We start from the raw sequence: 25240 nt of genomic DNA, 5'->3' as shown, positions 1-25240 counted from the left end.
ACATGGGCCGCCGTGGCTGGCTGCTGGGCAATGCGCTGTGGCTGCAGGCCGGCTGGTGGCTGTGTGTGCTGGGCGCGCACCGGCCCTGGCTGTTGCTCATGGTGGTGATCGGCCTGCTGCTGCACCTGTGGCTGAGCCCAAGCGGTGAGCTGCGCGTGCTGCTGTGGGTCGCGGTGGCTGGCTGCCTGCTGGACAGCACCTTGGGCATGTTCGGTGTGTTCAGCTTCAACCCGAGGCCGCTACCGCCTTGGCTGGCACTGCTGTGGCTGGTGTTGGCCAGTGGCATGCGTCATAGCCTGGCAGGGCTCGGCCAACCCGCGTGGCTCGCGGTGCTGCTGGGCCTGTTCGGTGGCCCGTTGGCTTACCTGGCCGGCGCCCGACTGGCGGGTGTCGGGCTGCCACTGGGGCGACTGGAGACCGCGCTGGTCCTGGCGCCGGTCTGGGCATTGGCACTGCCGCTGGCCTTGCGCTTCGCCGCACGAGGCTGACCAAAGCGACGCAAGGTTCAACTGCCCAATTGCGCAGCCACCTGTGTAGCCATCTCGACGAACACCCGCGCCGCAGCGCTCTGATAGGCGCCCTTGCGCTGCATCAGCACAGCCGTGCGCTGCAGGCGGACCGGGTCTAGGGCAATGGCGGCCAGGTCGTCATGGGCCAGCGCGATGGTCGCAGGCAGCAGGGTCGACAGGGTCGTGCGGCGCACGATCTCGGTCACCGCGCTGATGGTGTTGGCTTCCATCCGCACCTGCGGGTGAATGCCATGTTGCTGGCAGAAGCGGTCGATCTGTTCGCGGGTAGCAAACTCGCCGCTGAGCAGCACCAACGATTCTGCGCTCAAGGCCTCCAGCCCGATGGACGCTGCCTGGGCCAAGGGGTGGCGGCGGTTGACCACCAACGCCAACGTCTCGACCAGCAGCGGGCTGGCCTCGATGTCCTGGGCCTGGGCGCCCTCGAAGGCGATCCCCACGTCCAGCTCATCCGCGAGCAGCAGCGTTTCCATGCGCTCCTGGGACATTTCACGCACGTTCAGGGTGATGTTCCCATAGCGATTGTGGAACGCCTCGACCAAGGGGCCGACCAGGTACGTGGTGAACGTCGGCGTCACCGCCACCCGCAGCGAACCGCGGCTGAGGTCGCTCACGTCATGAATGGCGCGCCTGGCTTCTTCCAGTTCCTGCGCGGCCCGGCGCGCATAGGCCAGGTAGACCTCCCCGGCATCGGTCAACCGCGTGGTACGCCCCGAGCGATCGAACAACTGTGCACCCAGGCTTTCCTCCAGCTGGCGGACCTGTTGCGACAACGCTGGCTGAGACACATGCAGGGCCGTTGCGGCCTTGGTGAAGCTGTGGTGCGCCGCTACGGCGAGGAAGTACTGGATGTGTCGGGCAAGCATGGCTATTCACATAAGATAATCTGATGGTAGCCATCATAAATGAGACTTTTACCTTATGCCACACGCTCCGTAATCTCTGCTTCAACACACCGCGACACTGAGGCAGCAGCCATGAAAGACATCATCGACGGTTTCCTGAAATTCCAGCGCGACGCCTTCCCGGAGCGGGTCAAGCTGTTCAAGGACCTGGCCACCCAGCAAAGCCCACGGGCGCTGTTCATCTCCTGCTCCGACAGCCGCCTGGTGCCGGAGCTGGTCACCCAGCGCGAGCCCGGCGACCTGTTCGTCATCCGCAACGCCGGCAATATCGTGCCCTCCTACGGCCCTGAGCCAGGTGGCGTTTCCGCCTCGGTCGAATACGCCGTCGCAGCACTGCAGGTGGCCGACATCGTCATCTGCGGCCACTCGGACTGCGGCGCCATGACCGCCATCGCCACCTGCAAGTGCCTGGAGCACATGCCCGCCGTTGCCGGCTGGCTGCGCTACGCCGACTCCGCCCGGGTGGTCAACGAAGCCCGCCAGCACCCGGACCAGCCGACCAAGGTTGCGGCCATGGTGCGCGAGAACGTCATCGCCCAACTGGCCAATATCCAGACCCACCCGTCGGTGCGCCTGGCCCTCGAAGAAGGTCGGGTGACCCTGCACGGCTGGATCTACGACATCGAGAGCGGCCGCATCGACGCCTTCGACGGCCGCACCAACAGCTTCGTGTCCCTCGCCGACAACCCCGAGGTACACGCCGTTTTCCATCAAGCCAGGCACGTTGCCTGACCCTGCTTTCCACCCACGGAGATAACCCCATGATCCAGTCGCAAGCTACCCAGAGCGTTCGCCAGGCCCTGACCGAAGTCATCCTCATGGCCAAGGCCCGCAAGGACCTGTCCTACGCCCAGATCACCGAGGGCACCGGCCTTTCCGAAGCCTTCGTCACCGCCGCCCTGCTCGGCCAGCACCCGCTGCCCGCCGACGCAGCCAAGGTGGTGGGCGACAAGCTCGGCCTCGACCTTGACGGCATCGCCTTGCTGCAGACCATCCCGATCCGCGGCTGCATGCAGAACGGCGTCCCGACCGACCCGACCATCTACCGCTTCTACGAGATGCTGCAGGTCTACGGCACCACGCTGAAGGCACTGGTCCACGAAAAGTTCGGCGACGGCATCATCAGCGCCATCAACTTCAAGCTGGACGTGAAGAAGGTCGACGACCCGGAAGGCGGCTCCCGCGCCGTGATCACCCTTGATGGCAAGTACCTGCCGACCAAGCCGTTCTGATCCTGCTGTAACCGGCTCGCCGCCTGAGGGCGGCGGGCCCGACCCAATGCGAGGAGCAATGCCCATGGATCTCATCTTTCGAAACGTGCGCATCGATGACGCGCAACCGTTGCTGGACGTGGCCGTGCACGACGGCAAGATCGCCCAGATCGCGCCGGCGATTGCCGCACAGGCAGCGCAGGAAATCGAAGGCAACGGCAATGTGCTGATTCCGGGCTTCGTCGAAGGCCACCTGCACTTGGAGAAAGCCAACGTCATGCAGCGCAAGGCCAATCGCTCCGGCACCCTGAAGGAAGCGATTGCAGTCACCGCCGCGCTCAAACCGACGCTGACCCGCGAGGACATCCTCGAACGTTCGACCCAGGTGCTGCGCGCCCTCGTGCAGGCAGGTAGCACCCATGTCCGCGCCCATGCCGAGTTCGACCCGGTGCAAGGCTTCACCGGCTTCGACGTGGTGCTGGAGCTGCGCGAGAAATTTCGCGACATCATCGACATCCAGGTGGTCGCGTTCCCCCAGGAAGGCATCCTGAAACTGCCGGGCATGAAGGCGATGATGGTCGAGGCCATGGAAAAAGGCGCCGATGTCGTCGGCGGCATTCCCTACAACGACGTATCCCCCTTCGATCACATCGACTTCGTCTTCGACCTGGCCAAGCGCTACGGCAAGGACATCGACTTCCACCAGGACTTCGCCGATGACGCCGAGCAGATGACCATCGAGTACGTGGCCCGACGCACCCTCGTCGAGGGCTACCAAGGCCGCGTCTGCGTCGGCCACCTGACCAGCCTGGCCGCAGTCGAGCCCGAGCGGCAGGCGCGCATCATCGAACTGCTGCGCGAGGCCGACATCAGCGTGATGTGCCTGCCGGCCACCGACCTGCACCTGGGCGCCCGCGGCGACAGCCACAATGTACGGCGCACCCTGACCCCGGTGCGGGCATTGCGCGATGGCGGGGTGAACGTGTGCCTGGCCACCAACAACATTCGCAATGCATTCACCCCGTATGGCACCGGCGACTTGCTGAACATCGCCCAACTCGCCCTCCCGGCCTGCCACCTGGGCGGCGCCGATGACCAGGCCACGGTGTTGTCGATGCTCACTACCCGCCCGGCCAAGGCCTTGGGGTTGCACAACTATGGCCTGGCGGTGGGCAACGACGCCGACCTGGTGCTGGTGGACACGCAGACGGTCAGCGATGTGATTCTCGACCTGCCAGCGCGGTTGATGGTGCTCAAGCGGGGCAAGGTGGTGGCGACCGCAGAACATCGGCGCGCGGTGATCTTCTGAGCCGCCTGCCGTTATTGCTGCTGACGCGTGGCGCAGACCACGATCTCGCGCACGCAGACCGATTGCGGCTGGCCATAGGCGAAGTCGATCACCTCGGCGATGTGCTCGGCACTCAGTACCCCGCCCATGTCTTTCTTCCACTCGTCGTAGCCCGCCTTGATGGCTTCATCGCTGGTATGGCTCAGCAGTTCGGTGTCCACGGCGCCCGGCTCGATGGTGATCACCCGCACATTGCTCGGCGACAGTTCTTCGCGCAGGTTCTCGGACAGGCCGCTGACAGCGAACTTGGTACCGACGTAGGCGACGTGGTTGGGGAACGTCTTGCGCCCGGCAACGGAGCTGACATTGATGATGGTGCCTTGCTTGCGTTCGACCATGCCGGCAGCCACGGCATGGATGCCGTTGAGCAGCCCGCGCACATTGATGTCGAGCATGCGGTCCCATTCGCCAGGGTCCTGGGTAGCGATGTTACCCAGCAGCATCACCCCGGCGTTGTTGATGATCGCGTCCACCGGGCCGAAACGCTGTTCGGCCTGGCCTACCGCCGCCAGCACCGCCGCCCGGTCGGTCACGTCGACCGACAGCGCCAGGGTATTGGGCAGTTGCAGCTGCAGCATCGGCTCCAGGCGACGCGCCAGCAGCAGCAACGCGTGGCCGCGACCGGACAGCAGCCTGGCGGTGGCCAGGCCAATGCCAGAGCTGGCACCGGTGATCACGACCAGGGGTTTATGGGTAGTCATGGTGTAACTCCTGAAATTCGAAGTACCTATTGATAAAGCGCAGGGCAAGTATAGGTAAGGGTTAAAACCCCGAAAAATGGGATATTCTTGTGGCTGCCATCGGCAGAACTTATGGATAACCCGTGGATTATCGTCAGCTTCGTGCGTTCATCGCCGTGTTTGAAGAACGCAATATCACCGCCGCCGCACGCGCCATACACCTCAGCCAACCGGCGCTGTCGGGCAGCATCAAGGCACTGGAAGATGCACTGGGCACCACGCTGTTCGTGCGTCGGCCCAGGGGCGTGGAAGTCACCGACGATGCGCGTGCGCTCTACCCCGAAGCCCAGCGCATGGTCGCCGAGGCGAGCAGGCTGCTGACCCGGTTTCGCAGCGACCGCGTCTGTGCAGCCTTGCAGATCGGCGTAGAGCACGATGTCAGCTCGGCGACGGTGAAGCAGCTTGCGCTGGCTGCGGCAGCCATCACACCTGCCGTGCGCCTGCAGCTGGTGACCGGCTGCATGGGCGCTGCGCGGCTGGCCAGCGAAGAACTGCGCTGTGAGGATGAGCTGTTTCTACCCTTGCACAGTGACCCGTTCGTGCGGGCCCTGCCATTGGCCAGCGACGGGCATGAACGCTGGATCATCTGCCCTGCACAGCCAAGCCATCAGCGGCTGCAGCCGTTCTACGACGGCGTCCCGGTGGCCGAAGCCGAAACCTTTGCACTGGCCCTGGAACTGGTAGCCGCCGGGCTGGGGGCGGCGATCGTGCCGCAGTCGCTGGCCGCCGAACAGCGTGATGTGCGCACCGAACCGCTGCCGCAACTGGATATGCGTCGGCGCATCGGCCTGTGCTATTCGGCTCAGGCATTGGCGCTCGAAGGGGTCATTCAACTGCGCGATGCCTTGCAACTTTCGATTGGCCAGCCGACCTAGCTGGCATTGCCCAGCATCTGACTCGTGGTGATGCAACCGGTGAACGCCTCACCCAGCTTTCCTGCAAAGACTCGCTCATCAGCCAACCGGCGGCGCGATCTGTCGACAACAAGGCGCGCGCTGAAATGCAATCAGGCGCTGCCGGGCGTCTACTGGTCGGCCATCGCCTCGGCAAGGGACTGATATGCACGTGATCAACGCTTTGAGCTCGGCCTTCTACGAAGTCGAGTGCGCAGACAAACCGGCCAGCATGTGGGATGTGTTCCCGGGCTGGAACGCCCATGATCGCTTCGGCATCGTCATCTACGAACCACTGGCCGCGCTGGGGGCGACCCACCTCATCCAGCTGGCGTGCATGTGCTTCTACGACATCAAGCCGATGCGCCGCAGCGAGCGCAAGGTCTACCCCGAGATGTTCGCGATCCATGTGGGCGGCTGGTGGGGCGGCCATGGCAACTTCGATTTCTGGCCGCCGCGCCGTGAGATCCAGGTGTCGGACGACCACCGCGAGATTCTCGGTGCGATCAACGATTTCGGCATCACCCGCCTGGCGCTACCCGAACGCCCGGCGCGTGATCTGCTGCATCGGCGCAAGGAAGAAGACTGCGCCCTGGACCGGCTCGCCACCTCGATCTTCTACAACCCCACGGGCCGCGTCGCCCAGCCGGACTTCACCATCCGCAGCAACAACCCGCGCAGCGAGCGGGACGTGCAACGCAATATCAACCCGGTGCAGCTTTCCGAGCAGGGTTTTGCCCAGTTGCAGAAATCGGCGGTCCCGGTCAAAGAGTCGGATGCCGACTTCACGCCCCGGCAGATCGAGCTCAACGTCAATGTCACAGCGGCCATGCGTGAGCAGGCGGAACGCAATCGGACGGCACTGAAGGTCGACGGGCTGATAACCGAGGGGTACCGATTCGTCGACCCGGCGCAATCGCTGAAATGCCTGTGAAGTGATCAGGCCAGCCAGGCTTGCACCAGCCGCACCCAGAAGCTGGCACCGACCGCCAGGATGTCGTCGTTGAAGTCATACTCCGGGTTATGCACCATGCACCCTCCCCGGCTGCCGATGCCATTGCCGATATAGGCATAGCAGCCGGGCACCTGTTCTAGCATGTAGGCAAAGTCCTCGCTGCCCATCACTGGCCTGGATTGCGACTCTACGTGCGCCTCGCCCAGTAGATCGAATGCAACAGACGTGGCGAATTCGGTCATCCGCCGATCATTGACCAATACCGGGTAACCGCGCTCATAGTGGATTTCGGCATGCAGCCCGAAGCTTTCCGCCTGGCCGGCCACCAGCGCCCGGATGCGTTGCTCGACCCGTTGCCGCACCTTGGCATCCAGCGTGCGCACCGACAGCCTCATCTCGACGCTTTCCGGGATGATGTTGAAGGCCTCGCCCGCATGCACGCTACCCACCGAGATCACCGCGGCATCGAGCGGATCGACGTCACGCCCGACAATGGTCTGCAGCGCAACCATGATGGCGCCGGCAGCCGGCATCGGGTCGCACGCGCGGTGCGGAAATGCGCCATGCCCGCCCACGCCGCGCAAGGTAATAGTCACGTTGTCGGAGGAAGCCGCCATCGGCCCCACGCAGAAGGCCATGTCCCCTGCGACAATGCCGGGCATGTTGTGCAGGGCGAACACGGCGTCGCAGGGAAATCTGTCGAACAGGCCGTCATCCATCATCGCCTTGGCGCCACCAAAGCCCTCTTCCGCCGGTTGGAAAATCAGATTCAAGGTGCCGTTGAACGCGCGGGTCTGCGCCAGGTGGCGGGCCGCACACAGCAGCATGGCGGTATGACCATCATGCCCGCAGGCATGCATCTTCCCCGCATTCACGCTCGCATAAGGCAGGCCGGTGTGCTCGGTCAGCGGCAAGGCATCCATGTCCGCCCGCAGGCCGACCGTGCGCGTGCCGTTGCCGGAGCGCAACACGCCGACCACGCCGGTGCCGCCGAGGCCTTTGTGGACCTCGTACCCCCATGCCGCCAGGCACTCGGCTACCAGGTCACTGGTCACGGTTTCTTCAAAGGCAAGCTCAGGGTGCGCATGGATACGTCTGCGCAGCTCGATCGACTCTGGCGCGATGGCAGCGATGTCGGGCAAGACGGGGTGCATGGTGTTTCCTCATGGGGTGGTTCTTGTGTGACAGGAGCCTATCCCCCCTGGCGGCAGCTCATAAGCCAATGAATGGTGTTGGTGTTCACCGACGATTGCCGCTGGGCAGTCACCTGCGCAGCACAGATAATCCGCTCCCCCGTCCAGGCCACGGATCGCCCATGAAATACCACCAGCTCAAAGCCTTCGTCACCATCGTCGAGGAAGGCAGCATTCGTGCGGCAGCACGGCACCTGCACCTGTCGCCTGCCGCGCTGACCAAAGCCATCAAGGAACTCGAGCACGTCCTCGGCGTGTCGTTGATCGTGCGCACCACCCGGGGTGTGCAACTGACCGCCATCGGGCAACAACTCAACGTCCGCGCCCGGCTCATCGTTGCCGAGATGCAGCGCGCCCGCGAGGATGTCGAGCAGGCACGCGACGGCGCCGTCGGCTCGCTGGCGGCCGCCATCACCCCGGCCACGGCCCTGACCATCCTGCCCGAGGCCTTTGCCGCCTTCCGCCGCCGCTTTCCGGGCGCGCGGGTCAACATCAGCGAGGGGTTCCCGGGTACTGCGCTACGGCAACTGCACGACGGCACGCTCGATTTCGCCGTGTTGGCGATGGGGGCCGAGACGATCGCCGACGAATTCGAGCACGCGCCGCTGTACCGGAGTGAGCTGGTGGTGGTCGCAAGGCTCGGGCACCCCCTGTCGCACGCCACCCGCCTGGCAGAACTGGTCGATGCCGACTGGCTGCTCAACCTGGCGCCGGACAGCTCGTCCCAGGTGCTGTTCGATGCCTTCCACCGGCAGGGCCTGCCGACACCGACGCGTATCGTCGAATGCCTGAGCTACGGTGTTTCCCATGGCCTGGTCCAGGGCTCCGACCTGATCACGGCCATGCCCCGCCAGTTGCTGGACTTCAAGTGGCAAAGCTCGGTGTCGGTGCTGCCCCTTGCAGACACCATCCCGCCGATATCGATGCAGATCGTCACCCGGCGCAACAGCCCGCCAACCCCTGCGGCCAGCCTGTTGATCGACTGCCTGCGAGACGCTGCCAGAAGACGCGGGCTGGCCTGAGCGTCGAGGGTGGCAAACCACGGTGAACACCGTGGCTTTTTGTTGGCTCGTTAACCCGCCGTGGAGATCGTAGCCTTGCCCCTGCGCCGCCCAAGGTCGAACGGGGGCGGCGCCTGTGCTCGATCACTCGAAAAACAATAATCGGAGAGCCACCCTTCATGCGCCCGACATCGAAACACCGCTCCTTCACTACCGTCTTCCTGGTCGAACTGTGGGAACGCTTCGGCTTCTACGGCATGGCCGCGCTGCTGGTGCTGTTCATGATCGACAAACTCGGCTTCGAGGACAGCCGCGCCAACCTGACCTGGGGCGCCTTCAGTGCCCTGGCGTTTGCCGCCCCCGCCATCGGCGGCTGGATAGGCGACCGGGTACTCGGCGCGCGCCGCACCATGATCGCTGGCGCCGTGGTGCTGTGCAGCGGCTACCTGATGCTGGCCCTGGCCCGACAGGAACTGCCCTACCTGTTTGCCGCCCTGAGCGTGATCGTGGTCGGCAACGGCCTGTTCAAGGCCAATGCCGCCAGCCTGGTACGGCGCATCTATGAAGGCGATGAGGCGCGCATCGACAGCGCCTTCACCACCTACTACCTGGCAATCAACCTCGGGGCGGCAGCCTCGATGCTGGCGACGCCCTGGATCAAGGACTACTGGGGCTGGAGCGCAGCCTTCGCGGTGTGCTGCGCCGGCATGGCCATCGGCATCCTCAACTTCCTGCTGATGTACCGCACGCTGGCGCACATCGGGTCGCCCGCCGATAGCCAACCGGTGTGCTGGAAGCGCGTCGCCGGCATCGTGGCCGGCGCTGTGGCACTGTGCTTGTTCACCGCCCTGGTACTCGAACACACCCTGCTGGCCACCTTCACCATCTGGGCCGCCGGGCTCAGCATTCTGTCGATCTTTGTTTACATGACGGTCAGAGCGGCGCCAGCGGAACGCGCCGGCCTGCTGGCAGCGCTCATACTGACCCTGCAGGTGTTCCTGTTCTTCATCTTCTACCAGCAGCAATACACCTCCATCACGCTGTTCGCGCTGCGCAATGTCGACCCCCGCTTCACCTTCTTCGGGCACACCCTGTTCACCTGGAGTGCCGCCCAGTTCCAGGCGCTCAGCGCTATCTGGATCATTGTGCTGGGGCCGTTCCTGGTCCTGCTCTACAACCGGCTGGCCAGCCGTGGCCACGATGCCCCGGTCGCGGTGAAGTTCACCCTCGGCTTCGCTGCGGTAGCGGCCAGCTTCTTTCTGCTCGCGATCAGCGGCCAGTTCGCGGTGGATGGCAGAGTGTCGTCCTGGTTCGTGGTCTGGAGCTATGCGCTGTACGCACTGGGCGACCTGCTGATCAGTGGCCTGGGCCTGGCGATGATTTCACGTTATGTGCCGATCCGGATGAGCGGCTTCATGATGGGCGCCTACCTGGTTGCCGCTGGCGTGGCCCAATACGCGGGCAGCGCGGTTGCGAACCTTGCGCAATTGCCACCGGCAGGCATGCAGGCGGCCCTGTCGCTGCCGCTCTACATGCGCTTGTTCAACGGGCTCGGCTGGGCGGCAATAGCGGGCATGACCTTGGCGTTGGTGCTGTTGCCCTTGCTGAAACGTTTGTCCCTCGCCCATCAAAACTGTGCGACGGAACGGGGCAAAGCGTTAGCTGCGGTATGACCCGCGATTCGCCGCTAGCCTCGGCTCATGCGTAAGCCGCCTGCCTGGATCGAGGCGGCCCTTCGACGGCGACACGCCTGGCCTGCCCCACGCCCCAGGCCAGCGCGCGGGTCATCGACTCGCCAGGCCTGGAAACGAACGCTTCTTCATGCAGCGCCATGCCGCAGCCCGCGTACACGCCAATGAACATCTGCGTGTTGCCTGTTCGCGACAGTCGTACCTGGACATCGATGGTCGTGCCATCGTCCAGGGTTTCACCGTGAGCCCGATGGTGAAGTATCGGATCAGCCCAGCCCCGAAACACATCCCCGCGAATCCGCATGCCGCCCTCCTACGACTTTAGTCTTATGTGTATGGCTCACCACACCATAGCGGAGAAGGTCGATAGCGCAACGCGACTGATACAGATTTAATCGGGCAGCGGGTAGAGGCTCTGCAGCAAGCGGTCCTGTGCCGACTGCGCCCCCAGGTAGCGTTTGAACAGCTCCTCGCCCTGCTGCCCCGTCAGCGCCTGGCTCAAGGCGCTGTCCACCAGCAACCGAAAGTCCTCATCGCCACGGGCCATCGCCAGGGCCACCCGGTTCATCTCGAACAGGCGGTCCGGCACCCACAGCTGCTCACGTTCGGCCTGCCCGGCCTGATAGCCCAGCAGGACCATCCGATCACCGAAGAACGCATCGACCTCGCGCGCCACCACCCGGCGCACCCCTTCCTGATACGTCGGCACCTCCTGCAGGGTGGACTGCAAGCCCAGCTGGCGAATCCGTTGGCGGGCCCAGTCGCTGCTCACCGTGCCGTGCAGCACGGCAAAGCTGTGTTTGCTCAAGCCCGCATTGATCGTCGCGCGCCAGCGTGGGCCGTTAGCGCCGCCACGGCCGTTGAGCGGGCCGAGCAAGGTCGTGGGCGCATCGCGCCTGACCATGACGGCCAGGCCGGAGGTGAACACCGGGATGGAGAAGTCCAGGGTTTTGCGCCTGGCGAGGGTTTCCACCGCCGGCGTGCAGAACAGATCGATCTGCCCCTCGCTCAGGGTGCGTCCAACCTCCTCTTCCGGCAGCGCCCGCCAGCGCACCTGCAGCCCGGCGAAACCGGGCGCCTGGCGCAGCCGTTCGGCGACGGCCCGGCACAATTCGACCGCGTAGCCTTGCGGGGCCTGTTCATTGCCCGAGGAAAACGGCGCAAAGCCGTCCATGTACCCCAGCGTCAGCACCTGGCTGTCACGGATCCGGCCCATGACATCTGCAGCGGCAACCGTGGCATAGGGTGTCGCCCAGCCGATCAGGCTGGCAAGGCACAGGCAGGCCAACTTTGCCTTGCTGCTCATGGTGCGCCTCCGATCATGTCCAGTCCCTTGATGAAGCGCTTGGCTATGAAGCCGAACAGCAGGTACCCCAAGGCCATGATCAGTGCCGCACCGAAAACCGCCTCCAGGCCCGAGGCGTACAGCGCGTAGAAGCAATAGCCCACCGCGACCAGCATGATGGCGCTGTTGCGGCGGAAAATGGCGATGTCCACCTGGGCCTTGTACATGATCACCAGCAAGCCGGTCAGCGAGGTGATGTAGGGAATGATGTTGGTGACCGCCGCCAGGTTGACCAGCCGGCCGAACTGGGCGCTGGCGTTGGGAGACAAGGTCGACAGGGCGATCAGGCTCTGCATCAGCGCACAGGTGAGCATCCCGGCCAGGGGAACGCCCCGGGCCGTGGTGCGGGTGAACAGTTTCGGGAACAGCCCCTGCCCGGCCGTGACCTTGGCGGTCTCCGCCAGGGTGAACTGCCAGCCCAGCAGCGAGCCGACGCAGGCGATCACCGCCAGGCCCATGATCACGTTGCCCACGGTGTCATCGAACATCCGCGCGTAAGCCAGGGCGAACGGTGCGCTGGCGTTGGCCAGGTCGGGGTTGGGCACGATGCCCTGGATGACACTGGTCGAAAGCACGTACACCACCGCCGCGCCCAGCGTGCCGAACAGGCAGGCCAGCGGCACATTGCGCTTGGGGTTCTCCACCGCGTCGGAGTTCTGCGCGGCCGACTCCATGCCCAGGAACGCCCACAGTGTCAGCGGAATGCTGTTGGTGATCGCCTGGCCGACCGGTACCTGCCCGGGGTTCCAGGCCTGCTCGAAGGTAGCAGGGCTGAACCAGAACCAGCCGATCAGGCTCAGGCCGGCCACCGGCACGATCACGCCCCAGACACTGATCGCCCCCAGGCGCCCGGTGATGTCGGCGCCGCCCAGATTGGCCAGGGTCGTGAACCAGATCAGCGCCACCGCCCCGACCAGCAACGGCACCGCACCGCTGCCAAGCCAGGGGATGAAGGGCGTGAGGTAGCCCACGGCAGAAATGCCAATGGCCACGTTGCCGATCATCAGCGACAGAAAATAGAGGTAGGAACAGAGGAAAAAGGCAGATTTGCCGTGGGCCTCCTCACTGTACGCCGACATGCCGCCTGAACGCGTGCAGTAGATGCCGCACTGGGCGAAGCAATAGGCGATGGCCATCGACCCCGCCGCCGTGATCACCCAGGACAACAGCGAAACGGCGCCGATCTGCGCCATGCTTGCCGGCAGCATGATGATGCCGGAGCCCATCATGTTCACCGTGACCAACGTGGTGAGCCCGACCAGGCCCATTTTTTTTGCAGGATCGCGCACGATGATGACCTCCGTGCCAAGCGTCGATACCCAAGGGAGTGATTGCACTGCAAAAACGTCGGCCAGCCAGGTGCAGCACACCCATAACGCGGCCAGTACGGCTAGATTCAGCTACATGATGATGGCTGGTGATTGGCAGTGCAGCCAGCTACGGGGGTGAACAAATCCGTCGTTTGCTTCTTTCAAGGAGAGTCCCATGCGAGCCATGAAACAGTTGCGGCATGACTTCATCCGTGAATTCTGGCGCGGGCTGCTGGTCGTCTGGCCGATCGTGTCGCTACTGCTGCTGTTCATGGCCCTGCTCGGCCTGGCCGTCGGCGAGCTGGAAGGCTGGCCTGTGGGCGACAGCCTGTACTTTTCCTTCGTGACGGGCTTGACCATTGGCTATGGTGACCTGGTGCCCAAGCTGGGCTTGGCACGCTGCCTGGCCATGCTGATCGGAATCGCTGGCATCGTCATGACCGGGCTGATCGTCGCGGTCGGCGTACATGCGTTGCGCAAGGTGCTGGAAGACCAAGGTATCCACTCATAATCGGGGCGACGTCCGTTGGCGGATCAACTACAACAGTACATAGCACCCGGGCAGCCTGACAGGAAACCAGCGAATGGCGTCGAAATACAGTCTCTGCGTGCCCAGGCTGGCTGCGTTGGGCCTGGCGCCGCTGCTGGTCGCCTTGGGCGCCAACGCCGAAGACCTCGAACCCAGGGCCTACGCCAATACGCCGGTCGGCATCAACTTCCTGCTGCTGGGCTACAGCGAACTGCGGGGCAACGTGACCGCCAACCCCTCGGTGCCGCTGGAGGATGCCAAGCTCGACATCGAGACGGTGGTGTTTGCCTATGCCAGGTCACTGGATTTCTGGGGACGCTCCGCCAAGTTCGATGTCGTCGTGCCCGAGGCCAGGTTGAACGGCACTGCGCTGTTCGCCGGTGAACCCAGGGAGCGCAACGTGACCGGCCTGATCGACCCGAGATTCCGCTTCTCGGTCAACTGGTATGGCGCCCCGGCCCTGTCGCTGGCGCAGTTCCCCAGCTACCAGCAGGACGTGATCATCGGTTCCAGCCTGGCGATTACCGCGCCGCTTGGCCAATACGACGCCAGCCGGCTGGTCAACCTCGGCAACAATCGCTGGTCGTTCAAGCCTGAAATCGGCATCTCCAAGCGCATCGGCGCAGTAACCCTGGAGTTGTCAGGCGCCGGCACCTTCTTCACCGACAACGACCAGTACCTCGGTAACCGCAACTTTTCCCAGCGGCCGATCTACCAGACCCAGGTGCACCTGATCTACGCCTTCCAGAATGGTGTCTGGGCTTCGCTGGACGGCACCTATTTCGCCGGTGGCAACACCTCGGTCGACGGGGTCGGCAACCACGACTTCCAGGAAAACACCCGCTACGGCTGCACCCTCACCCTTCCGGTCAACCGCAACAACTCGGTGAAGCTGTTTGCCAGCAATGGTGCGCACACCCGTACCGGCAGCGAATTCGATGTGGCCGGCGTGGTCTGGCAGTATCGCTTCGGCGGCGGGCTGTGAAGGACTGCGCCGTTTGACAGACGCCCCCAGGCAAACTACTCAATAGGTTTCTCAAATCGCAATGTGAGGAGCATGAACATGGAGCGTACCCTGGCTTCCCTGCTGATCGCGAGCGGCCTGCTGGCAACCGGGCAGTCCCTTGCCGGCGGAAAGGACCTGGCGCCAGGGCCGGCCGTCAACGATGGGCCGCTGCTCTGGCACAACGAAAGCCTGACCTATCTGTGGGGCAAGAACTACAAGGTCGACCCGCCCATCCAGCAGACCTTCACCTTCGAAAGTGCGAGCAACTGGACCTGGGGCGATATCTGGTTCTTCGTCGACCAGATCAACTACAACGGCAAGGAAAGCGCCAACAACGGCAAGAGCAGCTATTACGGCGAGTTCAGCCCGCGCCTGTCGCTGGGCAAGATCAGCGGCACCGACCTCTCGTTCGGCCCGATCAAGGATGTGCTGATCGCCAGTACCTACGAATTCGGCGAAGGTGATGTCGAGACCTACCTGCTCGGCCCTGCCGTTGACCTGGCGATACCCGGTTTCGACTACTTCCAGCTGAACGTCTACTACCGCAAGCCCGACGGCAATCGCGTGCCCTCCGGTGCGTGGCAGGTGACGCCGGCCTGGGCCATCACGATCCCCGTCGGCAACTCGGACATCCTGTTCGACGGCTTCATGGATTGGGTGGTCAACAACAAGGACGCCAGTTCCAGCCACCGCAACCAGTCGGACTACCACGCTAACCTGCACTACAACCCGCAGCTCAAGTACGACCTTGGCAAGGCCATGGGGTATGAGGCCAAGCACTTGTATGTGGGGCTGGAGTATGACTACTGGTCGGACAAGTACGGCATCAGGGACTCGCAAGGCTTTACCACCGATCAGAACACCGCGAGTGCCTTGGTCAAGTATCACTTCTGACGTGGCGTTTTTCTTCGAGCGAAATGCTAGCTGATACCACTACTTGAAAACTCGTCGCCAAGAAAATCCAGCAAAGTGCGTACCGAAGGCAGCAAGCCGCGCCTGGAAGGGAACACCGCGTGCACCACACCAGTGCGAGGCGCCCAGTCCGGCAGCAGGTTCACCAGTTTGCCGTCGTTCAAATCCTCGCACACCACCACGGCGGGCATATGTACCGCCCCTGCGCCCGCCAGTGCAGCCTGTCGCAGGGCAACCAGGTCATCGGTGACCATGCGCGGCTGGTAACGCACCTGCGCGCTGGCACCCTCGGGGCCGTCCAGCTGCCAGTGGTATTCGCGCTGTACCGAACCCCAGTGCAATGTCGGCAGGGCAGCAACATCGGCGGGTGTCACCCTTGCAGGCAGGCGCTCGCGCAATATCGGGGCGCCCACCACCTGCTGCCGGCTTTCGCCCAGCACCTTCATCACCAGGTCAGTGCTTTCCAGCGGCGGGAAACGCACCCGCAAAGCAATGTCGATGCCTTCCTGGATCAGGTCCACCTGGCGGTTGCTGCTCTGCACATGCAACTCCACCAGCGGATACTGCACCATGAAGCGCGCCAGCATCGGGCCGACCCAAAAGTTCAGCAGCGCCGTGGGGCAACTCAGGTTCACCACCCCGCGAGGCTCGGAGTGGTGCCGCTCGACGGCCTCGGTAGCCGCCGCTGCTTCCACCAGCATCGCCACGCAGTGGCGGTAGAATACCTGGCCGATCTCCGTCACCGAGAAGTGCCGCGTCGAACGCTGGATCAGCCGTGCGCCCAAGCGCTCCTCCAGCGCAGCGATTCGCCGGCTCAGCTTCGACTTGGGCTCGCCCAGGGCGCGGCCGGCCGGGGTAAAACCACCGTGCTCCACCACTTGGGCGAAATAGTAGAAGTCGTTGAGATCGTCCATTTCAGTGTTCCTCTGGTAGAACACAGATACTAATTTTTGCTGACTACTCGCGCAATTGTTCCACCCGTATCGTGTCTCCATGCACTACAGGAGGCACCCCATGAAACAGATTCTTGGCATCTACAGCGCCGCCCGGCCGCACTGGGTCGGTGATGGCTTCTCGGTTCGCACGCTGTTCTCCTACGACAGCCTGGGCGAGCACATCAGCCCATTCCTGCTGCTGGACCATGCCGGCCCCCACACTTTCAGCCCCAGCACGGTGCGCCGTGGAGTCGGCCAGCATCCGCACCGAGGTTTCGAGACCGTGACGCTGGTCTACGAAGGCGAACTGGAACACCGCGACTCCAGTGGCGGTGGTGGCCGCATCGGCCCCGGCGACGTGCAGTGGATGACTGCCGGCAACGGCATCCTCCATGAGGAATACCACTCGCCGGACTTCACCCGCACTGGGGGCAACCTGCACATGGCCCAGCTCTGGGTAAACCTGCCGGCCCACCACAAACGCGTCGCGCCGGCCTACCAGACACTGCTGGCCGGCGACATCCCGCTTATCGAGCTGGCCGATGGCGCCGGCAGCCTGCGGGTGATTGCCGGTGACTACGCCAGCCACGCCGGCCCGGCCCACACCTTCAGCCCGCTGGATGTCTGGGACCTGCGCATGCAGCCCGGTCGCCCGCTGGAACTGGCCGTCAAGGCCGGGCGCAATACTGCCCTGGTGATGCTGCGCGGCAACATCCGGCTGGGAAGCGGCGAAGCGCTACGCGAAGGCCAGATGGCCCTGTTTGACCGACGCGGTGACAGCCTGCTGCTGGAAGCCGAGAGCGACGCCCTGCTGCTGCTGCTCAGTGGCGAGCCGTTGAACGAGCCCATCGTCGGGTACGGCCCCTTCGTGATGAACAGCGAAAGCGAAATCCAGCAGGCCATTGCCGACGTCCAGAGCGGAAGTTTCGAGCAGATGCCCCGCTGACCTCAGACCCCGGACTCAGGCGCCGCCTGGTCTGGATGAACGCCTGCGCAAGAGGCGCGGGTTTCCCGGGCTGGATGCCCTACCAGGAGAAACCGACATGAGCAACTTTTCTCAGATTGCCAACTTCAATGGCCAGCGCCCGGTGATCGACCCCGACGATACCGCCATGCTGCTCATCGACCATCAGAGCGGCCTGTTCCAGACGGTCAAGGACATGCCCATGACCGAACTGCGCAACAACGCCATCACCTTGGCCAGGATCGCCACCCTGGCGAAGATCCCGGTTATCACTACTGCCTCGGTGCCGCAGGGCCCCAACGGCCCGCTGATCCCCGAGATTCACGAGGCCGCGCCCCATGCGCAGTACGTGGCGCGCAAAGGCGAGATCAACGCTTGGGACAACCCCGAATTCGTCGCCGCCGTGGAGGCTACCGGCAAGAAGACATTGGTCATTGCTGGCACCATCACCAGCGTGTGCATGGCCTTCCCGGCGATCGCCGCAGTTAACGCCGGTTACCGGGTGTTCGCGGTGATCGACGCCTCCGGTACCTATTCCAAGGCCGCCCAGGAAATCACCCTGGCCCGAGTCGTCCAGGCAGGTGTGGTGCCTATGGATACCGCCGCAGTCGCCTCGGAAATCCAGCGCACCTGGAACCGCCCTGACGCCGCGCAGTGGGCCGAAGCCTACAGCCTGATCTTTCCGCACTACCGCCTGTTGATCGAAAGCTATACCAAGGCTCAACAGGTAGTGACCGAGCACGAACTGCTCGACTCAGAACGTTGAGGCCTTTTCAGCCCGGCAGTTTGCTGCCGGGCTGTTCTTTAGCTTGGTGGTGGGAAGCATCTCGAACGAATGATCTATGTTTGCTTCTAGTCGATTGTTTCCTTTCGCCAAAGGCAGTTTAGGGTCGATTACAGTCAGTTGCAGCCGGCCGCTTTCGACCCAACTCGGACGTTCAGCAAACGCCGCCTGAGATCAGTGGAAGCCTTGCTCGGTATCTGCGCTCGGCTCACTCACCGTCTGCGCGGCCAGCTTCTCCCGCTCGGCCTTGCTGATATACCGGGACTTGTTGCTGCGCGGCGCCAGCTTGGCGCTGGCCTTCTTGGCGTGAGCCTTGAGCAACTGAGGGCAGTTTGATAAATCAGGGGTTTATTGTCATGACTTCATGCGCTGACTAGGAGTTGTTTCATCACCCTTACAAACAGGTGGAGCTGTTGGCTCCTCATCTTCACCCTGAAAGTCGCCAGGAATCGCTTGATTGACTTTATTTTGGCCGAGGTCGTTGCTGGTCTTGCGAAGCATATGGTGTCGGCTATATTTTTTTCGTATGCGGACAGTTTTAAAAAGGTGGCGCGGGTGCGCGGACTCAGTGGGTCGACGCTACGTCGGCTCGGACTCGCACGATCTCTCTATTTCATTTAGGAGCAGATTGTCATGACACCTGGCGCTGATGAGCCATCACTAAAAAACAACAATCGCAGGGCTAGTAAAGTCCAGATTCGCACATTGGGCGTGGCACTTCTTGGGCTGATTTTCCTGCTCGCCTATTTTTTTGTGCAACTGTGGCCGTCAGACCTATCGCAATCTAGCCTGGGCAACGAAAAGCAGAAAGTTTGTACTCTGTTTTTCATCGGCTGTTTTGAGGTTTCTTTAGATGCAAGGGTGTTGATGCTGGTGATGGTGAGTGGAGGCTTAGGCAGTTTTGTTCACACGGCTAAATCGTTCGGCGACTTTGTCGGGAACGACAAGCTCATGAGCAGCTGGATGTGGTGGTACATCCTAAAGCCATTTATCGGCATGATTTTAGCGATTGTGCTTTATCTGGTGATCCGTGGAGGATTTTTATCTATCGGTAACGATGCTCGCAGCCTGAATCTTTACAGCGTCACAGCAATGGCCTGTATGTCCGGTATGTTTGCAAAGCAGGCCACGGACAAACTGAGTGAGGTGTTCGACTCCTTGTTCAAGACCAGTCGAGATTTTGGAGATGCGAAACGAAAAGACAACCTCGACAACCCCATCCCCACGATTGTAGATATCCAGCCTCCGCGCCTCACTCCGCAAACGCGGCACTTGATGTTAAATGGTGCGGGATTCCTAAAAAGCTCCGCAGTACGGTTTAATGGTGCGAGTAGGGAAACCCAATTTATTGGGGATAACCAGTTGGCAGTCGATGTATTGGCTGACGATGTCGCCAAGGAGGGCGTTCTGAGCATTACCGTGTTTAACCCTTGGCCGGGGGGAGGTTTGTCTAACGCCTTGAGCATCACCGTTGCAGGCGCGGACGAGTCACTAACCAATAACCCGAATCTGCCAACAGGCGCTCAAGATGACTATCGGGATGGTTGTGACGGCGTCATAGAGTCTAAAACCTCCGATAAAGATCTTCCGCCCTCTACGGGAGGGGTTGCATCATGACTTATTCGTTGACGTGGATGCCAAGCGTGTTAGAGGCCGCCGGGCTCAAGGTCGCCTTGGTCGATGGCTGGAGCAACCGCGGGCATGGCGACCTGGGGCAAACATTGGGTGTTATGTGCCACCACACGGCAGGCCCCAAGAGGGGCAATATGCCGAGTTTGCAAACCCTGATTCAGGGACGATCTGATTTATCAGGGCCACTGGCTCAACTGGGTTTGGGGCGTGATGGTACGTTTTATGTTATCGCTGCAGGGCGATGTCATCATGCGGGCGCAGGCGAGTGGAAGGGCATTACTACTGGCAATACAAATTTCATCGCCATCGAGGCAGAGAACTCGGGACTGCCTGACGACTCGCCTTGGCCACCCGTGCAAATCGACAGTTTCCAGCGTGGCGTAGCTGCATTATTAGCCCATATCAATCGCAGCGTTGAATTCTGTGTCGGTCATAAAGAGTATGCCTTGCCCAAGGGACGAAAGCCCGAATTTGGACATGGTGTCATTTCGCGCCTCGGTGTCGGCGATCCTGACAGGGGCTGTACCTGCTCCAGTGTTGATACCCGCCATTGAACCCGTTGCCCGGGCTGGATTGGCCTCTGGTAGGCCGACATTAAGACGGGGTGCGTTAGGTGAGTGGGTCAAGCACATTCAGGCCCAGTGCGGCGTGAAGGTGGATGGGCATTTCGGTGCAAATACAGAGGCGGCGTTGCGTGAGTTTCAGCGCTCACACGGGCTCGTTCCTGACGGAATAGTGGGGCCAAAAACCTGGAAAGTCCTCGACCAGTTCCTACAATAAACCACCCTTGTAAGTCAGCTCAGTGAAACACACGTCGTACCGAAAACAACCTCGCCCTCAGGAGTCCCTATCCTGCGTTGCCAGCGCTGCCTCATCGATCAATGCCGCGATCTCGACAGGATGTGATGCCAAAGAGGCATGGCTCGCATCGAGCGTGATGACCTTGCGGGCTTGCAAGCGGCCGGACATCCAGGCCTGGTTTTGCGGGGTGATCATGTGATCCTGGCTGGAAATCTGGTACCAGCTTGGTTTGTGCTTCCAGGCGGGTGCGGTGATCGTATCGGCGAACGTGCTTGCAAGTGGCGCTTTTTGTGTTGCCGCCATGACCAGGGCTTCGTCGGCGGAAAGGTCCTGGCAGAAGCTTTCATGAAACTTTTCGGCCTTCAGCCACAGATAGCCATCACTGTCAGGCGCCAGGTTGGGTGCCGCTGCGGGCAGGTGCTGCTGGGTGATACCGCCAGGGCTTTCGCCAGCGTCCGGCGCGAAGGCGGCAACGAATACGAGTGCCCTTACATTGGGCTGGTTGCCTGCCTCGCTGATGACAGCCCCGCCGTACGAATGCCCAGCCAGTACGACAGGGCCTTGGACCTGCGCGATCATCTTGCGCGTCCGCTCGGCGTCCTCCGCTAGCGAAGTCAACGGGTTCTCCACCGCCTGGATGGCGTCATAACCGAGCTTCTTCAATTCAAGAATCACTTTTGCCCAGTGCGCTGCACCACCCCAGAAGCCATGAACCAGGATCACAGTGGGTTTCTTCATGATAGGACGTCCGTCAAGAATGAAGTTGAGCCGCCCCATCCGCTGCCGAGGCGGCTGCCTATGCACTATAGGTTGTCATTCCATGGGCGTGACACGGCGGGTTATTGTCTCCTCCCGCGCAGGCACTTGAAAGCGGCAGCACCCCGGCGTGTCGACGGCCTTACCCATACTAAAACATAATGAGCCGACGACAAGCACTCATACCAACAAGTATTACCGCAGCCAATTTCGCACTAACCAAACAACCAACTCGCCATTCAAGCAACCACCCCGAATGCCACCAAAGAAAGCAGCATATAAAATTTTGCTATATATCTTATTACGACAAAATACAATAACATATTTAGCAACAACCTATCTTTACAAACACCCCCACGAATAATTACAACCCCTGCAAAACCCACTTGACCTCCCTCTTCATAAACTTCACAAAGGGACCCCATACTCTGCACCTACTTCCATCGCCGACTAAAAACTCACATATAACGACTATCGCAGGAAATCAATCATGGCAATCACCGGTCGAGGATGGGAGTTATTCGTAAAGCGTGAAAGCATTCAGAAATCAGCCAGCAAGATACGCAGTCTTGGTCGATACCAGGTTTTTCTGGATGGCGCAGAAGTGGGCGGGCTTTCTGGGTACATGTGTGAAAGCCCGGGTCCAGGCGATAATCAGCATGCCAATAACGGCAAGCGTATTGAACCAGGTCGCTATCCGCTGTGGACGCAATTTGGACGCTATCGCTCCATCGGTTATTCGCAAGATTTGTCGGTGCCCGGCGACGCTCCGATGCCGGGCATTCTTATACAGGGCACCGGGGAAAGAACCGGCATCCTGATTCACCCAGGGCATCCGCCGACGCTCTATCTGTCCAGTACAGGCTGCTTCAATCCGACCGGCCCGCTGAGCGCCGACCAGACGATGGAATACTTTGACTCACGAGGCCGCGTAATCGACCTGATCGAAAGCTTGCGACAGTTCGCACCCACTGCGTTCTCACATGAAGTCATGACGCGCATTTCCGAGGCATACCTGATTGTCGAAGGTGAACCTATGGAAAGCATCGTCGCGTCCCCGGTTCGACACCTGGTTACTGATGCCGTGATTGTCGAGCCTGCCTCATTGCCCCTGTCCAAAAGCGCGGCACTGACTTGCGCGCGGTGGTTGATGTCAAACTATGGCGGCCAACTGCAGGCGGCTGTTCGGGGCAGGCCCTACAACACGGAACATTTATGCGCAATTATCTGCCAGGAAACAGCCTATAAATGGCTGAAATGGACCAGTACCCTGACGCCGAAAACCATAGTCGAACGTTGCGTATTCGATGCCAGCGGCGATTACCCAGGCACGACACGGGGCGCATTTCCCAAGAACACTGCTGATTTCAAGGCGGCTTACGGTGCGGAACTGACAACGCTGTTGGTTGAAGAAGCCAATATTACACGCCGCCTGCAGGGCTGGGACGACAAACCTTGGGTGTATAAGGGCTACGGCATCTTTCAGTATGACCTTCAGCACATAAATATTAACCCGGACTTCTTCCGTGAGAAGCAGTGGTACGATTTTTCAATATGCCTGAATCTAGCGTGCAAGGAGCTTGACGAAAAACTTGTCGCAAGCAAGGGAGATTTATGGGATGCCATACGCCGCTACAACGGCAGTGGCGCGGCGGCTCAACAATACGCAAGTAATGTAAAAATCTTTACGGCGTACTGCAAGGAAGCGATGGACAACCAATAGCCGACTCCGTTGAAAACGTCGGGCAGGGTTTCTTCAACAGGATCGGCCAGCCGCGGTCATTCGAGTGAGGTTGTAACCATCAAGGCCTGCACCCTCTCGTTTACAGACGCATGTTTAACACCGTCTCTTCTACTTGTCTGGACCGAGGCCATCCTATGAGCTTTGTTAGATTGCTGAAACAGAGCTATCACCTCTGTATCGCGGCGGGCCTGTTTTTTTTCACGGCATGCTCTTCTTTTGCGATAGAACCATGTGAAGACTATTCGGTGCTTGGGCTAAGAACACCTGGCACCGTTCGGCTGCGAACCGAGCACTACCGGGCAGTTATTGCCGATCCGGCATTGGCTGCGGCAAGGGTGCTCCCCTATGCGCTGATGTCAGCCTATGCCTATCGGGTGCCAGCGGGTTGTCCGGATGATCGTGGAAACCCAGTTCGTGTAACCGATGAAGATGCAAGGAATATCAATCGGCACCTACTTGAAACCACGAGTGGCTCCCAATGGAAAGAGCGTCTGGATCTAAGCATTCATAGCCGGACTGGCCCGGTCAGCTTTGGTTGCGAGGACGACACGGGGTTGATGTATTACGTCTGGGAACGCCACGTTGGAAACCAGATGATTGTGGTCGTCGCCTTCCGAGGCACTTCCGGGGGGAAAAACGACTGGCTTTACGGAAACATGTGGTGGTTTACAAGGGTTCTGCCGACGGCGAATCAATACGAGATGGCACGCGTGCACATGCGCCAGATACTGAGCCACTACGACGCCCAGGCGATGGAAAAAGGAATGAAGCCTCCTAGATTCATCACGACCGGGCACTCCCTGGGTGGAGGCATTGCACAGCACATGCTTTATGCGTTTCCTGATCGCATCGAGCAAGTTATCGCGTTCGACCCCTCCCCTGTAACGGCCTCGGTGGACGTCAGTAAAACCGCCAGAGCAGTTGAAAACTGCAACTGCTTGCCCACGCGTTTGAAACATGCAGGCGTCAATTTAGGATCAGAGGCTAGAATTCTGAGAGTCTACTTTGACTACGAAATCCTCTCGAACCTGAGGCTGCCTCACAAAACGTTCCTAGGACTTCTTCCCTTTGTACAGGAAGTGACATTCAATCTCTCTGGCTCTTGGGGGCCGGTTGCTCGACACTCCATGAGTACTCTTGCAGAGGCCATCTACAAAGGAAGCGGCAAAAAAACCACATACACGCAAGGTGACGCATGGCTGGCAAGCCTTAATTCGGTATGCACCGGAAAGCTGGCTCGAGAACAATCCAGCAGTTGCCAGAGGATGAGCCAGGGCTCCCCGCCTGGTCAGTGTCCGACAAGCTCGGCAGATGACCAGTTAGATGCTCAGTCGATTAATGAAGCCATCCCGCTAAACATCTCCCGGTGAGCACATTGACGCCAGACAAACGCTTGATTTTTGGCCGAAAGCCGCCTGTTGTGACAGTCCGGTGTCGAATTTCATTCAGGCCGCCCTGGGTCGATAGCGGTCAGTTGTGGACATTGGCTTTCCGCCCATGGCTGCCGTTGCCAGAGCGCAGCTAACGACTCATAGCGGCCACCTGACATTCACGCCTTGGCTTCAATGGCCACAATAGCCGCCAGATAAGCATCACTGCCTATTCCCACTTGCGCCCATATCGGACGGGTTCCATCGCCATCTCGGTCATACTGCTCATCCGCATCCCAAAGCGTAAGAATCTGGTCAGGAAAGCAATATTCATCACTGTTGAAGTCATGCGAACCAGAGCCATCCGCGTCAGCCATCAGGGCGAAAACCTCATTGGCAGGCAGGTTGAAAACATCAACGCCTTTGAACATCACCCTGAACTCCCCCCCTCCCGACACGCCAATGAACAGTGCCTTGTCGTCTGCACCGTACTCGATCTGCATCGCCGCATTGCTGAAGTAATCGCAATTGCCATGGACCGTTTGCAGCGGGAATCCGCTGGCGTCCATTGCCTGCCTGACTTCCACGCGTGTAGCGCCGAGGCGCGCCGGGCCTATGGAATGCAGCGGCAGAATTTCAAATACAGGCATATAAGGTTCATCCTGGAAAGCAGCAACGTGGACTGGGG

Annotated in this window: 28 protein-coding genes; 18 read left to right on the top strand and 10 right to left on the bottom strand. The window is 61.2% G+C overall.

Annotated elements, in window-relative coordinates; genetic code table 11:
- Positions 1-2: 2 nt before the first annotated feature.
- Positions 3-488 (top strand): DUF2878 domain-containing protein, encoded by a 486-nt coding sequence (locus tag J7573_RS07800; RefSeq protein WP_294332082.1) that lies wholly within the window; start codon positions 3-5, stop codon positions 486-488.
- Between the two features lie 17 nt (positions 489-505).
- Here the strand turns inward: J7573_RS07800 and cynR are convergent, their stop codons facing one another.
- A complete protein-coding gene (gene cynR / locus J7573_RS07795; protein WP_294332079.1) occupies positions 506-1393 on the bottom strand; it encodes a transcriptional regulator CynR in 888 nt (295 codons plus the stop codon).
- Between the two features lie 111 nt (positions 1394-1504).
- On the opposite strand from cynR, the gene J7573_RS07790 reads away from it, so the two are divergent.
- The 3 genes from J7573_RS07790 (at position 1505) to J7573_RS07780 (ending at position 3952) form a co-directional block, all read left to right on the top strand.
- Positions 1505-2164, top strand: coding sequence for a carbonic anhydrase (locus J7573_RS07790; RefSeq protein ID WP_294332076.1), 660 nt, complete (start codon positions 1505-1507; stop codon positions 2162-2164).
- Positions 2165-2193: 29 nt separating this feature from the next.
- Positions 2194-2664 (top strand): cyanase, encoded by a 471-nt coding sequence (cynS, locus tag J7573_RS07785; RefSeq protein WP_294332074.1) that lies wholly within the window; start codon positions 2194-2196, stop codon positions 2662-2664.
- Positions 2665-2728: 64 nt separating this feature from the next.
- On the top strand, positions 2729-3952 hold the full coding sequence (locus J7573_RS07780; protein WP_294332069.1) for an amidohydrolase family protein: 1224 nt from the start codon (positions 2729-2731) through the stop codon (positions 3950-3952).
- An 11-nt stretch (positions 3953-3963) separates the two neighbouring features.
- Here J7573_RS07780 and J7573_RS07775 read toward each other — a convergent pair whose 3' ends face one another.
- Complete coding sequence (locus J7573_RS07775) at positions 3964-4692, bottom strand: SDR family oxidoreductase (RefSeq protein WP_294332066.1); 729 nt, start codon at positions 4690-4692, stop codon at positions 3964-3966.
- 122 nt (positions 4693-4814) lie between these two features.
- Here J7573_RS07775 and J7573_RS07770 point away from each other — a divergent pair, with 122 nt between their 5' ends.
- Positions 4815-5606 (top strand): LysR family transcriptional regulator, encoded by a 792-nt coding sequence (locus tag J7573_RS07770; protein ID WP_294332063.1) that lies wholly within the window; start codon positions 4815-4817, stop codon positions 5604-5606.
- Positions 5607-5790: 184 nt separating this feature from the next.
- Entirely contained in the window at positions 5791-6558 is a 768-nt protein-coding gene (locus J7573_RS07765) for a hypothetical protein (RefSeq protein WP_294332061.1), read from the top strand.
- 5 nt (positions 6559-6563) lie between these two features.
- On the opposite strand, the gene J7573_RS07760 is transcribed toward J7573_RS07765, so the two are convergent.
- The gene (locus tag J7573_RS07760; protein WP_294332058.1) at positions 6564-7733 is read right to left on the bottom strand and encodes a M20 aminoacylase family protein; all 1170 of its coding nucleotides are present in this window, start codon (positions 7731-7733) and stop codon (positions 6564-6566) included.
- Positions 7734-7894: 161 nt separating this feature from the next.
- On the opposite strand from J7573_RS07760, the gene J7573_RS07755 reads away from it, so the two are divergent.
- Both J7573_RS07755 and J7573_RS07750 read left to right on the top strand, forming a co-directional pair.
- Complete coding sequence (locus J7573_RS07755) at positions 7895-8794, top strand: LysR substrate-binding domain-containing protein (RefSeq protein WP_294332054.1); 900 nt, start codon at positions 7895-7897, stop codon at positions 8792-8794.
- Between the two features lie 158 nt (positions 8795-8952).
- Positions 8953-10446, top strand: a complete 1494-nt coding sequence (locus J7573_RS07750; protein WP_294332050.1) for an oligopeptide:H+ symporter — start codon at positions 8953-8955, stop codon at positions 10444-10446.
- A 25-nt stretch (positions 10447-10471) separates the two neighbouring features.
- On the opposite strand, the gene J7573_RS07745 is transcribed toward J7573_RS07750, so the two are convergent.
- The 3 genes from J7573_RS07745 to potE form a co-directional block, all read right to left on the bottom strand.
- Positions 10472-10768 carry a hypothetical protein gene (locus J7573_RS07745; RefSeq protein WP_294332047.1) on the bottom strand — a complete coding sequence of 99 codons (297 nt, stop codon included), beginning with the start codon at positions 10766-10768 and terminating at the stop codon, positions 10472-10474.
- An 87-nt stretch (positions 10769-10855) separates the two neighbouring features.
- On the bottom strand, positions 10856-11770 hold the full coding sequence (locus J7573_RS07740) for a transporter substrate-binding domain-containing protein (RefSeq protein WP_294332043.1): 915 nt from the start codon (positions 11768-11770) through the stop codon (positions 10856-10858).
- A complete protein-coding gene (gene potE / locus J7573_RS07735; RefSeq protein WP_294332040.1) occupies positions 11767-13098 on the bottom strand; it encodes a putrescine-ornithine antiporter in 1332 nt (443 codons plus the stop codon). Before potE ends, J7573_RS07740 begins: the two co-directional genes overlap by 4 nt.
- Before the next feature lie 196 nt (positions 13099-13294).
- On the opposite strand from potE, the gene J7573_RS07730 reads away from it, so the two are divergent.
- From J7573_RS07730 to J7573_RS07720, 3 genes are all read left to right on the top strand, one after another.
- Positions 13295-13630, top strand: coding sequence for a potassium channel family protein (locus J7573_RS07730; protein WP_294332037.1), 336 nt, complete (start codon positions 13295-13297; stop codon positions 13628-13630).
- A 73-nt stretch (positions 13631-13703) separates the two neighbouring features.
- Positions 13704-14633: a transporter gene (locus J7573_RS07725; protein ID WP_294332035.1), complete on the top strand. Its 930-nt coding sequence runs from the start codon at positions 13704-13706 to the stop codon at positions 14631-14633.
- A gap of 78 nt (positions 14634-14711) precedes the next feature.
- Positions 14712-15548, top strand: a complete 837-nt coding sequence (locus tag J7573_RS07720) for an outer membrane protein OmpK (RefSeq protein WP_294332033.1) — start codon at positions 14712-14714, stop codon at positions 15546-15548.
- 26 nt (positions 15549-15574) lie between these two features.
- On the opposite strand, the gene J7573_RS07715 is transcribed toward J7573_RS07720, so the two are convergent.
- Positions 15575-16480 carry a LysR family transcriptional regulator gene (locus tag J7573_RS07715; protein WP_294332030.1) on the bottom strand — a complete coding sequence of 302 codons (906 nt, stop codon included), beginning with the start codon at positions 16478-16480 and terminating at the stop codon, positions 15575-15577.
- A 100-nt stretch (positions 16481-16580) separates the two neighbouring features.
- Between J7573_RS07715 and J7573_RS07710 the strand changes: the two genes are divergently transcribed.
- Positions 16581-17447 carry a pirin family protein gene (locus tag J7573_RS07710; protein WP_294332027.1) on the top strand — a complete coding sequence of 289 codons (867 nt, stop codon included), beginning with the start codon at positions 16581-16583 and terminating at the stop codon, positions 17445-17447.
- 97 nt (positions 17448-17544) lie between these two features.
- A complete protein-coding gene (locus tag J7573_RS07705) occupies positions 17545-18231 on the top strand; it encodes a hydrolase (RefSeq protein ID WP_294332026.1) in 687 nt (228 codons plus the stop codon).
- Positions 18232-18423: 192 nt separating this feature from the next.
- Here J7573_RS07705 and J7573_RS07700 read toward each other — a convergent pair whose 3' ends face one another.
- Positions 18424-18570: a DUF2986 domain-containing protein gene (locus J7573_RS07700; RefSeq protein WP_294332023.1), complete on the bottom strand. Its 147-nt coding sequence runs from the start codon at positions 18568-18570 to the stop codon at positions 18424-18426.
- A 312-nt stretch (positions 18571-18882) separates the two neighbouring features.
- Between J7573_RS07700 and J7573_RS07695 the strand changes: the two genes are divergently transcribed.
- From J7573_RS07695 to J7573_RS07685, 3 genes are read left to right on the top strand one after another with little or no spacing between them, the layout of a single operon-like run.
- Positions 18883-19866, top strand: coding sequence for a hypothetical protein (locus J7573_RS07695; protein ID WP_294332020.1), 984 nt, complete (start codon positions 18883-18885; stop codon positions 19864-19866).
- Positions 19863-20435 carry an N-acetylmuramoyl-L-alanine amidase gene (locus J7573_RS07690; RefSeq protein WP_294332016.1) on the top strand — a complete coding sequence of 191 codons (573 nt, stop codon included), beginning with the start codon at positions 19863-19865 and terminating at the stop codon, positions 20433-20435. The genes J7573_RS07695 and J7573_RS07690 overlap by 4 nt, the downstream gene beginning before the upstream one ends.
- Entirely contained in the window at positions 20323-20661 is a 339-nt protein-coding gene (locus J7573_RS07685; protein WP_363263374.1) for a peptidoglycan-binding domain-containing protein, read from the top strand. The genes J7573_RS07690 and J7573_RS07685 overlap by 113 nt, the downstream gene beginning before the upstream one ends.
- A 57-nt stretch (positions 20662-20718) precedes the next feature.
- Here J7573_RS07685 and J7573_RS07680 read toward each other — a convergent pair whose 3' ends face one another.
- Complete coding sequence (locus tag J7573_RS07680; protein ID WP_294332011.1) at positions 20719-21420, bottom strand: alpha/beta hydrolase; 702 nt, start codon at positions 21418-21420, stop codon at positions 20719-20721.
- Positions 21421-21928: 508 nt separating this feature from the next.
- On the opposite strand from J7573_RS07680, the gene J7573_RS07675 reads away from it, so the two are divergent.
- Both J7573_RS07675 and J7573_RS07670 read left to right on the top strand, forming a co-directional pair.
- Positions 21929-23161 (top strand): hypothetical protein, encoded by a 1233-nt coding sequence (locus J7573_RS07675; RefSeq protein WP_294332009.1) that lies wholly within the window; start codon positions 21929-21931, stop codon positions 23159-23161.
- Positions 23162-23316: 155 nt separating this feature from the next.
- Complete coding sequence (locus tag J7573_RS07670) at positions 23317-24552, top strand: hypothetical protein (protein WP_294332005.1); 1236 nt, start codon at positions 23317-23319, stop codon at positions 24550-24552.
- A gap of 179 nt (positions 24553-24731) precedes the next feature.
- On the opposite strand, the gene J7573_RS07665 is transcribed toward J7573_RS07670, so the two are convergent.
- Positions 24732-25202: a hypothetical protein gene (locus J7573_RS07665; protein WP_294332002.1), complete on the bottom strand. Its 471-nt coding sequence runs from the start codon at positions 25200-25202 to the stop codon at positions 24732-24734.
- Between the last annotated feature and the right edge of the window lie 38 nt (positions 25203-25240).

Origin of the sequence: Pseudomonas sp. (genome assembly GCF_017744435.1) — a bacterium.
Taxonomy (GTDB): Bacteria; Pseudomonadota; Gammaproteobacteria; order Pseudomonadales; family Pseudomonadaceae; genus Aquipseudomonas.
This window is presented reverse-complemented; position numbering and strand designations above follow the sequence as displayed.